10 protein-coding genes are annotated in these 15167 nt (G+C 46.9%); 3 read left to right on the top strand and 7 right to left on the bottom strand.

Going from position 1 to position 15167, the window contains the following annotated elements:
* Positions 1–7 precede the first annotated feature (7 nt).
* From P403_RS0105200 to P403_RS0105210, 3 genes are all read right to left on the bottom strand, one after another.
* The gene (locus P403_RS0105200) at positions 8–1924 is read right to left on the bottom strand and encodes an ABC transporter permease (RefSeq protein ID WP_029331505.1); all 1917 of its coding nucleotides are present in this window, start codon (positions 1922–1924) and stop codon (positions 8–10) included.
* Positions 1911–2672, bottom strand: coding sequence for an ABC transporter ATP-binding protein (locus tag P403_RS0105205; RefSeq protein ID WP_029331507.1), 762 nt, complete (start codon positions 2670–2672; stop codon positions 1911–1913). The genes P403_RS0105200 and P403_RS0105205 overlap by 14 nt, the downstream gene beginning before the upstream one ends.
* Positions 2673–3160: 488 nt before the next feature.
* On the bottom strand, positions 3161–3664 hold the full coding sequence (locus P403_RS0105210) for a PTS sugar transporter subunit IIA (RefSeq protein WP_029331508.1): 504 nt from the start codon (positions 3662–3664) through the stop codon (positions 3161–3163).
* Positions 3665–3840: 176 nt separating this feature from the next.
* Between P403_RS0105210 and P403_RS0105215 the strand changes: the two genes are divergently transcribed.
* Positions 3841–5547: a M3 family oligoendopeptidase gene (locus P403_RS0105215; RefSeq protein ID WP_029331509.1), complete on the top strand. Its 1707-nt coding sequence runs from the start codon at positions 3841–3843 to the stop codon at positions 5545–5547.
* Between the two features lie 179 nt (positions 5548–5726).
* Here the strand turns inward: P403_RS0105215 and P403_RS0105225 are convergent, their stop codons facing one another.
* Both P403_RS0105225 and P403_RS0105230 read right to left on the bottom strand, forming a co-directional pair.
* Positions 5727–8525 carry a putative bifunctional diguanylate cyclase/phosphodiesterase gene (locus P403_RS0105225; protein ID WP_029331510.1) on the bottom strand — a complete coding sequence of 933 codons (2799 nt, stop codon included), beginning with the start codon at positions 8523–8525 and terminating at the stop codon, positions 5727–5729.
* Between the two features lie 128 nt (positions 8526–8653).
* The gene (locus tag P403_RS0105230; protein ID WP_029331512.1) at positions 8654–9076 is read right to left on the bottom strand and encodes a CBS domain-containing protein; all 423 of its coding nucleotides are present in this window, start codon (positions 9074–9076) and stop codon (positions 8654–8656) included.
* 173 nt (positions 9077–9249) lie between these two features.
* Between P403_RS0105230 and P403_RS0105235 the strand changes: the two genes are divergently transcribed.
* Together P403_RS0105235 and P403_RS0105240 are read left to right on the top strand one after the other, a co-directional pair.
* Positions 9250–11499: a methyl-accepting chemotaxis protein gene (locus P403_RS0105235; RefSeq protein WP_051667313.1), complete on the top strand. Its 2250-nt coding sequence runs from the start codon at positions 9250–9252 to the stop codon at positions 11497–11499.
* A gap of 120 nt (positions 11500–11619) precedes the next feature.
* Positions 11620–12777, top strand: coding sequence for a helix-turn-helix domain-containing protein (locus P403_RS0105240; protein WP_029331516.1), 1158 nt, complete (start codon positions 11620–11622; stop codon positions 12775–12777).
* Positions 12778–13230: 453 nt separating this feature from the next.
* Here P403_RS0105240 and P403_RS0105245 read toward each other — a convergent pair whose 3' ends face one another.
* Together P403_RS0105245 and rlmD are read right to left on the bottom strand one after the other, a co-directional pair.
* Positions 13231–13740, bottom strand: coding sequence for a DUF6933 domain-containing protein (locus tag P403_RS0105245; protein ID WP_051667315.1), 510 nt, complete (start codon positions 13738–13740; stop codon positions 13231–13233).
* Between the two features lie 38 nt (positions 13741–13778).
* Positions 13779–15137, bottom strand: a complete 1359-nt coding sequence (gene rlmD / locus P403_RS0105250) for a 23S rRNA (uracil(1939)-C(5))-methyltransferase RlmD (protein WP_029331518.1) — start codon at positions 15135–15137, stop codon at positions 13779–13781.
* Positions 15138–15167 lie beyond the last annotated feature (30 nt).

Raw genomic sequence — 15167 nt, forward strand, 5'->3', positions numbered from 1 at the left:
ACCGTCGTCACATCACAATCCGCCGGTACGCTCGGACCGTCATGATGTAATAAACGAGGTAGACGACCGTATAACAGCCAATCGCAAGGACTGTCGGCATGACGATGTTGTAGTTGAGTAGTTTTTGGAGGACTTGCATCGCAAAGATGCTGTGAATGAGTCCAAGGAAATACGGTAAGGAGAAGACAAATCCGACGAGGCGACGAATGATACTCGCCTGTTCGCCTTGCGCCACCCCAATCTTTTGAATAATCGCAAAGCGGTGCTTTGATTCTTCTGCTTCCGCAAGCATCTTGAAGTAGATGATTGAACCTGTCGCAAGCAGGAAGACGAGTCCGAGGAACCCGGCGGCAAATGCGAGCAACCCTGTCGTCGCCGTCGTTATCGCGTAGACCGGGTAGTAGGCCGCCATGTCCGTTTCCGCCTGCTTTCCGTATAGCGCCTCAAGTTTTTTCATCAACCCGTCATCCGTCCGTTCATCTGAAAATTGATAATTCGTCAGCATCCATGCCCGTTCCGGCATCATCGCAAAAGCATCGTCCGAAACGACGAATGCCAATCGTTGTTTCTCATAGAGTTGAGCGATTGGTAAATCCGTTTCACCCATAATGCGAAAGGACGAATGGATGTCGTTCACTTTGATTCCAACGGGTGATTTGACTCGTTCCTGCAACAAGTCATTTCCTTTAAAGGTTTCGAGAACAATCGCCTCACCTTGTTGCGGCTCAGGTAAGACACGTTTTCCGTTCGCCTTCGCTAGTCTACGGTAGTCCGAATAATTGATGTAGCTGAATTGTCCTTCTGAATCTTCCATCGCATACGTCCGGTAGTACTTCGTCAAATATAACGGATTTGGTAACTCTTCCATCTGATGGTCGACATTTTTGACGTTGACCATCGTCCGCTGTTCGATGGTTTGATTCGATTCCTTAATCAATTGCTCTGCCTCCGGTCGTTTACTCGCAACCGATAAACTATATGGCATTTGTTGCTCGACCGTTCGATCGATGAAATAGTAAATCGATGTCGCTGTTCCGACCGTCGTCAGTGTGACTGCCGTGATGACAGTAATCGTTGATAACATGACGGCATTCGACTTGACGCGTGACAGCAATTGACCATGTAAAATCAAATTCGTTCCTTCGAAGTGACGTGCCTGTTTACTGAGAACACGCAACAGGAAAATCGTAAAGTAACTCATCGTCCCGAATGTTCCGATGATGATACAAACCATCAAGAGTGGCGCGACTACAGTAAAGTGATCGAGCAGCGGCTGCCCAGTCAGGTAATAACCGAATCCAATCAATAGAAGCGAGAGGACTGCGAGAATCGGATGGACTTTTGGAACCACTTCGACTTGTTGGTTTGCTTTGAATAGTTCAATCAAGGTGAAACGATAAATTGTTCGTGCCGATCGCAGCGCAATCAATAAAAAAATGACTAAGAACACGGCAATCGTCTGACCCATTGCAGCGAGGCTGATTGTAAACGTCGCTTCGATATCGATCGCCATGACATGCGCAAGCAGTTGAACAAAGTATTTTGAAGCAACTGTCCCTAGAGCGGTCCCGATGATTAATCCGACCATTCCATAGCCCATCGTTTCAATAAAAATCAGTTGAGCGATTTGTTTTCGCTCGAGTCCAAGTAACGCATATAAACCAAGTTCTTGTTTACGACGTCGTAAGAAAAAGTCACTCGAATACCAAATGAAAATCGTTGAGAACACGGCCAAGATGATACTCGATCCCGTAAAGACCGTCCCGAGCTTACCGTACATCTCATTTGCGTTCAGCATCGCTTCGTTCGAACGAATCGCTAAAAACGTGTAATAAATCAAAATTGCGAATGTGACGGCACCTAGATACATCATATTGTGTCGGATGTTCTTTAAATTACGAAAAGCTAATTTAGACAAACTCACGTGCTGCACCCCCGAGTTCGCGTTGGACTTCCATGATTTGTTCGAAAAATTCCTTTTGCGTCCCAAACCGATGGATTTCTCGGAACAGCTCTCCATCCTTGACGAAGACAATTCGTTCCGCGTATGACGCCGTGACCGGATCATGGGTCACCATCAAAATCGTTGCCCCCTGTTCATTCAGCGTCTCGAGGGCCTCGAGTAAACCTGTCGCTGCCTTTGAATCGAGTGCTCCCGTTGGTTCATCGGCTAAGAGGAGTGATGGGTGGTGGATGATTGCACGTGCTGCTGCGACGCGTTGTTTTTGACCACCTGAAAGTTCGACCGGACGTTTCTTCAACAAATCTTCGACTCCAAGTTGCCGCGCGACTTGTTCAACACGCAACACAATCATCGCTTTCTCGACACGTGCCAGCGCAAGCGGAAGGGCAATGTTTTCTTCGACCGTCATCGTGTCGAGTAAGTTAAAGTCTTGGAAGATGAAACCGAGTTGTTCCCGACGAAACCGTGCCAATTGTTTTTCAGTCATGCTCGTGACATCTTCACCATTAATCGAAATCATACCTTCACTCGGCCGATCAATCGTCGATAAAAGATTCAACAATGTTGATTTACCAGCTCCTGAAGGGCCCATGATGCTGACGAACTCCGCTTCATGTACCACCAATGATGTCGGTTTTAGCGCTTCATGCCGCGCCATCTTCGTTTCGTATACCTTCGTTATGTTCTCTGCATTTAAGATTGTTTTCATATTCTGTTCCTCCTGAAGTCGATTCGTTACCTTCAGTCTACCGAGTAATCGTACTTCAAGGGATGGAGTTGACTTTCAACTCACTTACAAAACAGTAAGGTTTGGTCGGAGAACAAAAAACTCCCTCATCTCGTAAGATGAGGGAGTCGTGTAGACAAACTCTTATGAAGCGTGAATATGCTATATCGAGACGGATTGGGTTCTAAACCGTCTGCATGACTGGTTTTCCGTCACGGTATTATCTAAAAAGCGTCACGTTTCGTTGACTCCTACGGGGAAAAGTGCGTCTTTAACGCACTTTTAGAGGCAGGCAAGACCCTGCTCGTTGTCCGTGAGGACCAAGGAGCAACGGCTTGCGCCTCGCCCGAGGAAAGCAACGAAAAAAGACGCTTGCTCTCCCGATAGCACGTTGTCTACAGTCTGAAACTCCCTCATCTCGTAAGATGAGGGAGTTTCAGGAGAAGCGCACAAATTCGCGCGTAATCAGATTATTTATGTGTTGCTTTGAACAATTCTGTTTCGCCTGCCACTACTGAAGTACCTTCAGCAGGAACAGCAGAAAGTGTGAATTGGTCGTGGTTCGTGACGATGATTGGTGTAACCGTCGATGGTGCGTTCGCACGGATGTAATCTAGATCGAACTCAACGAGAACATCGCCTGCTTTGACTTTATCACCCGATTGAACATGTGCTGTGAAACCTTCACCTTTAAGGTTAACTGTATCTAAACCGATGTGAATCAATAGTTCGAGGCCATCTTCACCTTTAAGACCGATTGCGTGTTTTGTCGGGAAAATCGTTTCGACTGTTGCGTTAATCGGCGCGACCACTTTACCTTCAGTCGGTTCGATTGCGACTCCGTCTCCCATCATTTTTTGTGAGAAGACTTGATCGGGTACGTTCTCGATGCTGACGATTTTACCTGTAAGTGCAGAATTGATTTTTGCGTTTCCTGCTTCGTTGCCACCAAACAATTTTTTAAAGAATCCCATGATACTATCCCTCTACTTTCTTGATCGTTTTTCTTCATTGAAGAAGATTCGATTTTTTTATAGGAGCGTGTTTATGAACGACTCGCTCACGTTCTCACAAAAAGCATACGTTTGTCCCTCTAGTTTTGCAAGTATTTTTGTGTGATAATAGTTAGAAATCAAAAGGAGGCGCTTACATGTTACCATTTTCAGAACTTACATATGTTCGTCCTGATCTGAATGTTTTAGAAACCACCATGCAAAACGCAATTTCTCGTTTGAAAGAAGCCACACAAGTCGAACAGGCAAACGCAGCCATCACTGAGATTAATACCCTTAGAAACCAATTCGAAACAGCGAGCCAAATCGTCGAGATTCGTCATACGATTGATACGCGCGACACATTTTACGAAACGGAACAAGGGTTTTTTGATGAAGCAGGCCCCGTCTATCAAGGCTACGTCTCGAGTTACTATCATGTGTTGACAGCACATGCGCTCCGTGAACAGCTCGAAACGACTTGGGGAAAACAACTCTTCCTCTTAGCAGAAGCAAGCTTAAAAACTTTTTCAGAAGCAATCATTCCAAAGCTTCAAGAAGAAAATCGTCTCTCAAGCGAATACACGAAGTTGATGTCTTCAGCAGAAATCGAATTTGATGGCAAAACGTTGAACTTGTCTCAGTTCGGTCCTTACTTGCAGTCACCTGACCGCGCGGTTCGTAAAGCGGCTTCAGAAGCACGTTACGGTTATTTAAAAGAACACGGCGAAGCAATCGATACGATTTACGACAAACTCGTCCATGTCCGGACTGAAATCGCCACGACGCTCGGCTTCCCATCATTTGTCGAACTCGGTTATGCCCGGATGCTTCGCGTCGACTATAACCAATCGATGGTCGAAGACTACCGCCAGCAAATCCTTGAGACAATCGTCCCAATCGCGACGTCACTAAAAGAACGTCAACAACGCCGGATTGGTGTCGATTCACTCTACTACTATGATGAAGGATTCGCTTTCAAATCAGGAAACGCGACACCGCAAGGCGAGGAAGCTTTCATCATTGAAGGTGGAAAGAAAATGTACCGCGAGATGTCACCGGAGACGAACGAGTTCTTCGATTATATGCTCGAGCGTGGCGCCCTTGATTTGACGGCGAAACCAGGAAAAGCGGGCGGTGGGTATTGTACGTACATCGCTGATGAAAAACTGCCATTCATCTTCTCGAACTTCAACGGGACGTCTGGCGATATCGACGTCTTGACGCACGAAGTCGGTCATGCTTTCCAAGTCTACGAGAGCCGTCACTTCACGACACCGGAGTACGGATTCCCGACATATGAAGCATGCGAAATTCATTCGATGTCGATGGAATATTTCGCGTACCCATGGATGGAAGAATTCTTCGGTGAAGAAACATCGAAGTATAAATTCAGTCACTTGGCTGGCGGTGTTACTTTCTTACCATATGGAGTCGCAGTCGATGAGTTCCAACACGTCATCTACAGCAAACCGGAGCTCACGCCGGCTGAACGTCGTCAAGCGTGGCGGACGATTGAGAAGAAATACCTCCCGCACCGCAACTACGAGGAAAATGACTACCTCGATTCAGGTGCTTGGTGGCATCAGCAAGGACACGTCTTCGGTAGCCCGTTCTATTACATCGATTACACGCTCGCTCAAGTCTGTGCCTTCCAGTTCTATGCGTGGATGGAGCAGGACCGCGAAGCCGCTTGGAAATCGTACCTCGCGCTCTGTAAAGCAGGTGGATCAGAAAGCTTCCTCGCACTTGTTGAACGCGCCGGCTTGAAATCACCTTTCGCTGACGGAACAGTCGACGAAGCGGTCGCACCAATCAAAGCCTACCTCGAACAAGCAGACGACCTAGCACTCGATCGTGTCTAACTAAAACATGCCTGACAGCAACAGGAATCACTCGTTCGCAAGCCTGCTGTCCTCAAGCAAAAAACATGCCCCGTTTTCCTGTCTGTTGATGGACAGGAAAACGGGGCTTTTTGTATCCGCATATTTTACGTTAAGCCCAATCGAAACGAACAAAATACCTGCTCTCCGCTTCGGTTGTCTCATGAAGATTTCAATGTTTCCTGATGCTCCATGAACCAAACTTCAAATTCATCTGCCGGAATCGGACGGGAATAGTAGAACCCTTGTCCATATTCACAGTCGAGCTTTCGTAAACTTTCGCTTTGTTCGAGTTGCTCGATACCTTCCGCGACTACGTCGTACTTCAACGTATGCGCGAGCTTGATGATTGTCTCAATCAATGGGGCATTCGAGCATGCATCTTCCCCGCTAATGAACGAGCGGTCGATTTTCAGACGTTGGATCGGAAGGCGACTTAAATAAGACAAAGAAGAATAACCGGTTCCAAAATCATCGATTGCCAATTGATAACCCATGGCATGTAGCGACTCGAGGGCATCAAAGACGCGTTTATCGGAAAAGACACCAAACGATTCCGTGATTTCTAACTCCATCCGCCGTTCAATTCCCGGATGTTCGTTTCTAATATCGGCCAAGTAGTCGACGATGCGACCGGAAGCAAGTTCTTTCACTGATAAGTTAGCTGAAACACCAAGCATCGCAAGTGGCGTCTGCTCCCAGCGCTTAATTTGATTGACCGTTTCCTGAACGACCCACATGCCGACCTCTTCAATCAACATCGAGCGTTCGGCAATCGGAATGAAGACAGCCGGACTAATCATGCCTCGTTCAGGATGGAACCAACGGAGTAACGCTTCACAGCCTTCGACCTGTCCTGTCTTTAAATTAATTTGTGGCTGATAATATAACTGAAGCTCATTTTTGACGATCGCTTCGCGCAACTCTGCTTCGAGAACGACTGATTCACGGTACTCTTCACTCATCCATGATTCGAACCAAACCGGCTCCCCCGCTTGATCCCGTTTCGCATGTTGCATCGCGATATCAACGGATGACAAGAGCGAAGTCACGGCGACTGCATCGTTTGGATAACGGACCATACTCATACTGATGTTGACGTGGATTTCTTCACCCTCGACATAATATGGAAGTTCCATGACTCGTTTTAATTCGTAGTAATCGACGATGCCTTGCTGCGAAATCAAGACAGCAAATTCATCTCCACCGATTCGTGCCGGTGAACCTGTCCCGATGAAGTGACGGCGTAAGCGGTTCGCTACTTCTTTTAGAATCAAATCACCCGCGCTATGCCCATACGCATCATTGATCCGTCTAAACTGGCGTACACTGACTGTAACGAGTTCTCCGGACTGTACCCCTGTCAATGCTTCTGTCATCTTTTGTTCGAAACCGTTACGATTCAATAGCGTTGTCAAGACGTCATACAGCGCCAGTTGCGTAATCCGCTCTTCTCGTCTGTATTGATCCGTTTCATCGTGACAGGTTAAATAAAGTGCAATCCCGTTCTCGCTTTTCGTCGGCACATAAATGATGTTGACGAACATATTCCGGATGTCCGCTTCGAAAATCATCTTACAACGAATCGTTTGACTATGTCCTTCGATGGCCCGATTTAAGGCACGACGCACACGGTTCAAGTCTGCTGGGTGAATCAGTTCTTCAATCGTCACGAACTCTGTCTTCTCGACGAGCTGCTGGAACTGGTCATTCCCGTGCAATAACTTGAAGTCTGCTGATAAGGCAATGATTGGATCTGTGTTTTGGGAAAACAGGGATTCGATTTCTGCTTTTTTCTGTTTGATTTCGAGTGTTTTTTGATCATTGTAATCCAGTAGACCTGAGATGATTGCCGTCATCGTCCGAAAAGCGTGGACGACAGGTTGAAAATCGTTGCGTTCCGGTACTTGATAAAACGATTGTTGTTGTCCTTCCGCAAATACGTTTGCTTCTTCCTGTAACATGACCAAGTCTTTTCGGAAAGCACGTAACAGCGAGAGCGTCAGTAAGAGTAGAGCGAAAATGATGAAGCACGTCGCAACGAACATCAACCACGCATTTCGAATGACATCATTTCCCCGATCCGTCATTTCCATCTGCACGTCTGAAATTGCTCGATCAAACAAACGGTACATGCTGTCTTGATAGCGATCTGAAATACGTTCTAACGTTTCGTATTCGCGAAGTCCGGGTTCACTCAACGTCGTATCGATTACACCAAGATATGACGCCATCTCACTTTTCATCGTATTAATCTCAAGTCTCGACGCTCCGTCTTCAGCATCAATCGTTGCCGAAAGCGTCTTCGTCACCGTATCATTTCTCACTGCCAAGTCTTGACGCATTTGCCGGATTCTTGATAATTCGTATGCATCCAATTGTTTGTCTTGATCTGCGCTGAGCAGGGTCTGTCCTGCTTTCCCGAAATCCCTTTCCATTAAGAACAGGTTAGAAAACAAGGAATAATATTTCCCGGTATCTTGACTGAGCGATAACTGATTAAATAAGATTTCACTTTTATAATTTGCTACTGCCGTAAAAAATCGATTGCTCGCGACATAACCGTTTTTCCGAACCTCGTCGATTTCAGTCAACACGTCTGTTTTTGAAGAACTTGTCGTTTGCATTGTTTCTAAACGTTTGCTCAGCGCCACGAGCTCGTCATCGACCTTTTTCGACCACTCGATTCGTTCTGTCAACGAGTCGTCGACCCGTGAACTCAATGATAAATAATAATAGTATGTAAGATCGCGTTCCGCCTGATTGACTTGTTCAAATACATCCATCACGCCGCTCGCACGTTTGTAACTGTACCCTTCTTCTACATTTTTTAAGAGTTGCTGCGTCGCAATCAACACGGCTAATAACCCGATAATCGAAATCATCCATGAGAACGTTTTATAGTAGGAGCGTTTCCGAAATGCTTCTACGATGAAGACTGGTGGTAAAAGTCGCAACACATCGTCCTCCCTAAATTGTCATTATGTCTATATATCGTCTAAAAGAAACGATTCGTGAAGCGAAAAGAGGTCAATAAAAACGCTTTCGCCCGTTTATTTTCGGGACAAAAGCGTTTTTGATCCATTCTTCAATATTGGACATTCTCTCGCTCTACCTTTTTAGCGAAATAGTCGATGATGTCGCGTCGACGAATGATTCCAATGAAGTGTTTTCCGTCATCAATGACGGGCACGAAGTTTTGATCAGTGATGACCTCAATCATTTCTTCCATTTGTGCTGTGATCGAAACGGGTTTATAACGAACACGTTGTTTAATGTCTGTCAGACGTGTTTGAAGTACATGATCATAATCCGCATGCTCCAGATTTTTTTCAAGTGCCCAAAGCACATCACCTTCCGTGAGTGTTCCTGCATATTTTCCTTTATCGTCAACGAGCGGGACTGACGTGAACCGATGATGCTTCATCTTTTCAAGTGCTTGCCTGACCGTCGACTCAGGATCTAAGTATTTCACTTCATCTTTTGGCAATAAGAAAAAAGCAATATTCATTTCTAAGTTCCTCCCTAGTCACTCTGTGACATCTACCCTATTTTATCATGAACTTCCGTTCGATTCATTTCTCAAATCATGAAAATCTCACCATAATTCCTTCATATTTAAGTTTACCCGTCCGATAATCAGAATAGACAGATTTTATAGATTATTTAGATAGGAGATTACATATGCGCCTTTCCATCACACGCCGTCTTTTCATCGGTCTCATTCTATTACCTGCGCTTACGTTAGGTGTCTCAACCTGGTTCTCATACAACCAGACAAGTCAAACTGTTGAAAATCTTGTCGATTCAACTTCGCAAACGGCATTAAAGCAACTCGAGCAATCCTTCTCGCGTATCATCGACGATACAAAAAAAGATACGTCTTTACTCGCCGGACTCCCGTTCACGCGAGCGAGTGGCTCACTGCCGAACTATACTGATCCAAAAGACCTTCCTGATTTGACGGACGAACCGTCTCAAAAAGCAAAAGATATTTACAGCGTCCTCGAAAAATACGGTTCATCGAAGATCGAAAATTCTTTTCTCCAATACGCTGATACGTCAGGCGGCTACTTGAACTGGCCGAAGCAAGACGTCCCTGCCGGCTATGATCCACGAAGCGACCTTTGGTATAAACAAGCGCTTGAAAATTCAAGTACGGTCGCCATGAGCGAACCGTACTATGACGAAGCGACGAAACTATCCATCATCAGTTTCTCAAAAGCGACACTTGATGATCAAGCAAACATCAAGGGTGTCCTGTCCGTCTATAAAAGCATCAACCGCCTCTCAGAAGACATGAAGCGAATCGAGATCGGACAGGAAGGTTTCGTATTCAGCTATACAAAAGACGGAAAAGTCGTCACGCACCCGAATAAAAATTACTTCTTTAAAAGTCTCGACCAACTCCGTGAAGAAGGAAAGTCTTATTTCAGTGCACCGAAACAGATGATTGATCAAGAATCCGGTTCCGCCATCATGGATGTTGCGGGGAAAAAATCAGTCGTCATCTGGCAACTCTCTTCTAAAACAGGCTTCAAGCTAGCGGTCGTACTGGATTATGCGTCTCTGTATGCTCCTAAAGATGCCATGCTCGAACAGTCGCTCATCAACTTTGTCGTCGCGATTGCGCTAGCGACATTGATTGCCTGGTTAATCGGACGCTCGATCAACCGTCCCCTCTCGACACTTCGGACGGAAGCCCTCGCGATCGCAAGCGGTGATTTACGGACGACACAACGTCCAAAACGCTTTATTCGCGATGAACTTTCTGACCTCAATGAGAATTTCGATACGATGCGCCAAAAGTTGCGTCAAACGATTACGGCCATGACACAATCAGCCGGAACCGTTCGTGATGCGTCACAGGACTTATCAGCAAATGCGACCCACGTCCAAAACGCATCACAACAAATCGGTCAAACGATGGAAGAAATTGCAGCCGCCGGTGAAACGCAAACGAAACAGGCGGAACGCTCTTCGCATGCCGTTTACGGTGTCAAGGAACGCTCCGTCGCGATGCAACAAGCGGCCGCTACGACGTTGTCTGAAGTCGCATCCGTCGCCGATGCCGCAACACGCGGTAGCTCACTGACGAAACAAACGATTACCGACTTACTACAACACTCCGATTCACTCGAACAGGAAATTCAGAACACGTCCGAATTCCTCGGTAAACGTTCAGGCGAAATCGGAAAGATTCTCGGGACACTTCAAGCAATTTCAAGCCAGACGAATCTCCTGGCTCTGAATGCCGCCATCGAAGCGGCGCGTGTCGGTGAACAAGGTCGAGGTTTTGCCGTCGTCGCAAGTGAAGTCCGGAAGCTTGCAGAGGAAAGCGATCATTCTGCAAAACAAATTAAACAACTTCTCGATAATATTCAAAAAGAGACGCACACTGCGATGAGTGCGATGAACCATGTTATGGATGATTTGAAAATTTCCCTTGAATCCGTCAAAACGACAGGCGTCGACTTCGAACAGATCGCCGGTTCCGTCCATCATGTCTCACAACGGACTGAATCGCTAACCGGTGATATCAGCGCTCTGACGACTGCGACAGAAGAAGTGTCTGACGCGATGGGAACGATTCTCGCGTTGACAGAAGAGAACGCAGCCGGTATCGAAACGAGTGCCGCAAGTATCCAGGAAACGAATGCGACAATCGAAGCCGTCACGACGGCAGCGACACACTTGGCTCATATCGCAAGTGAACTCCATCAATTGACGTTCGACTTCCAATTGGACGATACACTGCCACTTGAAGAAAGCACCGAAGCTGACGAACTGCCTCATGTCGATGCGTCTGATGAAGTTGCGGACGAAGCAGCCGTGACCGAATTGGAACAGACAAGCGACAACGACTTGTTTGAACTCGATGCTGAAGAAGTGCTCGATGATTCGACTAATCAGCAGGAATCAGACAATCGTTGATAAGCCCTATTAAAAAAGGAACCTGCCACGCGCAGGTTCCTTCTTTTCGTTCCTCCCTATACAATTTCTTGTACACCCCTTAGACTAGACTTAACGATTTCTACCGAGAGGAGTAGAGCCATGAAGCCGCTACAAACAGACGATTTAATCCAGATTGCTGAAAGTATTTATGGGACGACCGGCTTTTTTGTATCGTACCAATCACATAAAAACGATTCACTTCATGTACGACCAACCGCGCCTGTCCATCCCGACCAACTGACGCTCGAAGCCGAGTGGCCGACTGCTGAAGCGGTCCCACTCCTCTACACGCTAAAAGATGGAACGGCGTATTTATTCATTGCCGTCGCAGATCAAGGGCAATACCGAATTGGTCCCGTCCTGTTACAGTCCGCCTTGTTTCGCGCGCATATTCAGGATGAGTCCTATCACCAATTTTATAAATCGTTACCTCGGACGACTGAAAATCGATTAATCGACTGCGCTCACCTCGTCTATCGGCTATTGAACGGACGACAGCTCCCGTCCCGCGCAATCCGGACGGAGTCTGAAATCATCGAAGAAGAAATCCCGCTCGTCGCAGACGTACCTGCCCATACAGGAACGACAGCCTACCGCAAAGCTTGGCAACGCGAACAGCAAATCATCGACTGGATTTCCTCCGGTCAAAGCGAACGCTTGGCGACGACTTACTCCTTACCTGCCTATGGTGAATTCGGTTCACTCGCACGCCATCAACCACTTCGGGCAGAAAAGAACCTCCTACTCGGAACGGTCCTGCTCAGCGCACGCGCTGCCATTATCGGTGGACTCGAACCGGACGAAGCCTTCTCACTCAGTGACCGGATGATTGATTCGATTGAAGCAGCAAACAGCATCTCCGAGCTTCGTAATCGCCACGTCCGGATTACTGTCAGTTTTGCAGAAGCTGTCAAGCAAATCCAAGAGTTACGACACTCGCCACACGTCTTAGCTGCCATCCGTTACATTCAACAGCATCTTTACGATCCGTTATCCGTCTCTTCAATCAGCCATGCGATTCACGTCTCCTCCAATTACCTATCCGTCCTGTTCAAGGACGAAACTGGTTTACCGCTTGCCCGCTATGTCATCCGGGAGCGAATCCGGGAGGCGAAACGTTTGCTCCGCTCATCTAACGATTCGTTGCTGACGATATCAAACAAACTACATTTTTCGAGCCAAAGTCACTTCAGTCAAGCGTTTAAACAGACGACTGGTGAGACACCCACCCATTATCGACAACGGCACTACCTGTAAAACGCAGCTGACGATTTAGTTTTTTAACCGACAACAGGCCCCCCTCCGTTTACACAGGGGGCTGTTCAGCGTGTAGACAAACGCTTATGAAGCGTGAACATACGATAACGAGAGTCAACCCGTTCGCGCTTTCCTGTCTCGCCTCGTCTTTAAAGCGAGTCGAGACGTTTTGCGCTCTAAAGTGTCTGCATAACCGGATTTGCGTCACGGTATTCTCTAAAAAACGTCATGTTTCGTTGACTCTTTCGGAAAAAAGTGCGTTTTGAACGCACTTTCAGAGGCAGGCAAGACCCTGCTCGTTGTCCGGTAGGACCAAGGAGCAACGGCTTGCCCCTCGCCCGAGGAAAGCAACGAAAACAGACGCTTAATCTCCCGATAGCACGTTGTCTACAGTTTGAACAGGACCCCTCCGTTTACACGAAGGGGTCCTGTTTTTTGAATCGCCTGATTTAGTTAAAAGGACGAGTCGAACTCTCTTTTTAGAAGATCGATTGGCGCTGCATAGCCGATCGGACCACACAATAAACTTTCTCCAGCCCACATACTTAAATCCATCATATGCACTTGTTCTGTCGGTAAAAAGTCCTCAAGCTTCCACGAAATACTAATGATCGCGTCATTCAATTGTCCGATGATACTTCGATCATGTGTCTTCGAGTACTTGACGTCACCGCACCGTTCCAGATAACGATCCACGACTGCCTCAGAAAATCCTTCTGCTAAAAATGTGTCCTTGATTGCCTTCAATGCAATGACATCAAATTGTTTGAATTCTTTCATTTTCATGCCGTAGAAGACGATACTATATCTTGTTTTGTTGTTCATCAAGACAACACATTTTCTTCGATCAAACGTGAACACATTCGCATGCCATTCATAAAAAGAATCTGCGTTAGTTGCATCATACGGCGTTACATTGATTTTCATCGCATCCGCTAGCTTTTTTGTACATTCGATCAGCATGCTCCAACCCCACTTTTCCTTTAATCAGGAAGTTGACCTTACATTTTTACGAAAAGCGCTACACTCTCAACGTGTGTCGTATGCGGGAACATATCGACTGGCGTGACTTCCATCAGTTTGTAACCGAGCTCAGCAAGCAACTTCGCGTCACGTGCTTGTGTTGACGCGTTACATGAGACGTAGACGATGCGTTTTGGTGCCACTTCAGCCGCAGCACGCAGGAATTCTTCGTCACAGCCTTTACGTGGTGGGTCAACGACGATGACGTCTGGTTTGATTCCAGCTTTGACGAGTGCCGGCATGACGGATTCAGCCGTTCCGTACTCGAATGATACGTTGTCGATGCCGTTCGCAGCGGCGTTACGACGTGCGTCGTCGATTGCTTGAGGAACCATTTCAATCCCGTAGACATGTTTCGCTTGTTGCGCAAGTGATAATGAAATCGAGCCGATGCCGCAATACGCGTCGACGACGATTTCTTCACCTGTCAATTGCGCATACTCCAGTGCTTTACCGTATAGTTTCTCCGTTTGCAACGGATTGACTTGGAAGAATGAATGGGGCGAGATTTCATACGTCAATCCGGCGATTTGATCGCGGATGACAGCTGGTCCGTGCAGGACGATATTCTTTTTCCCTAAGATGACGTTCGTATCCTCCGGGTTGATGTTGTGTTGAATCGATGTCACGTTCGGGACGGCTTTTAAGATGCCGGCGACGATTTTATCGATGCCACGCAATTGTTTGACCTTCGTCACGAGGACGATCATCAATTCATTCGTATGGTACCCGTGACGTGCCATGATGTGACGGATGACACCCGTTTGTTTCTTTTCATCGTAAGCTGGGACTTTTAAGTCGGCGAGGACTTTACGGACCGCTTGGATTGCTTCATCATTTTCTTTATTTTGAATCAAGCAGTAATCCATATCAATGATACGGTGGCTCCGTTTTTGGTAGAAACCGGCCATCAACTTGTTCGACTGGAAAGCGACCGGGACTTGTGCTTTGTTACGGTAGCCCCATGGATCTTCCATACCAATCGTTTCGTGGACCGGGATTTCGAGTCCTGCGAGGCGGGCAAAGGCATCACGGACACGGTTGTGCTTGAATACGAGTTCCGCATCATATGATAAGTGTTGCAGTTGGCAGCCCCCACATTGGTTGTAGACCGGACACGGCGGCTCGACACGATCAACACTCTTCGTCTTTTGACGGATGATTCGTCCGAAACCGTATGATTTCGTTGTTTTCGTAATTCTGATTTTGACTTGTTCCGTCGGCAACGCTCCTGGAATGAAGACCGTATAACCATCGATTCGGGCGACACCTGAACCGTCGTGCGTCAAATCGACGATATCGACGACGTGCTCGTCATTTTTTTGTACTGGGATCATAATTGGGTTCCTCCTAGAAAACTCCGCGCC

It is taken from the genome of Exiguobacterium oxidotolerans JCM 12280, assembly GCF_000702625.1.
Classification (GTDB): Bacteria; Bacillota; Bacilli; order Exiguobacteriales; family Exiguobacteriaceae; genus Exiguobacterium_A; species Exiguobacterium_A oxidotolerans.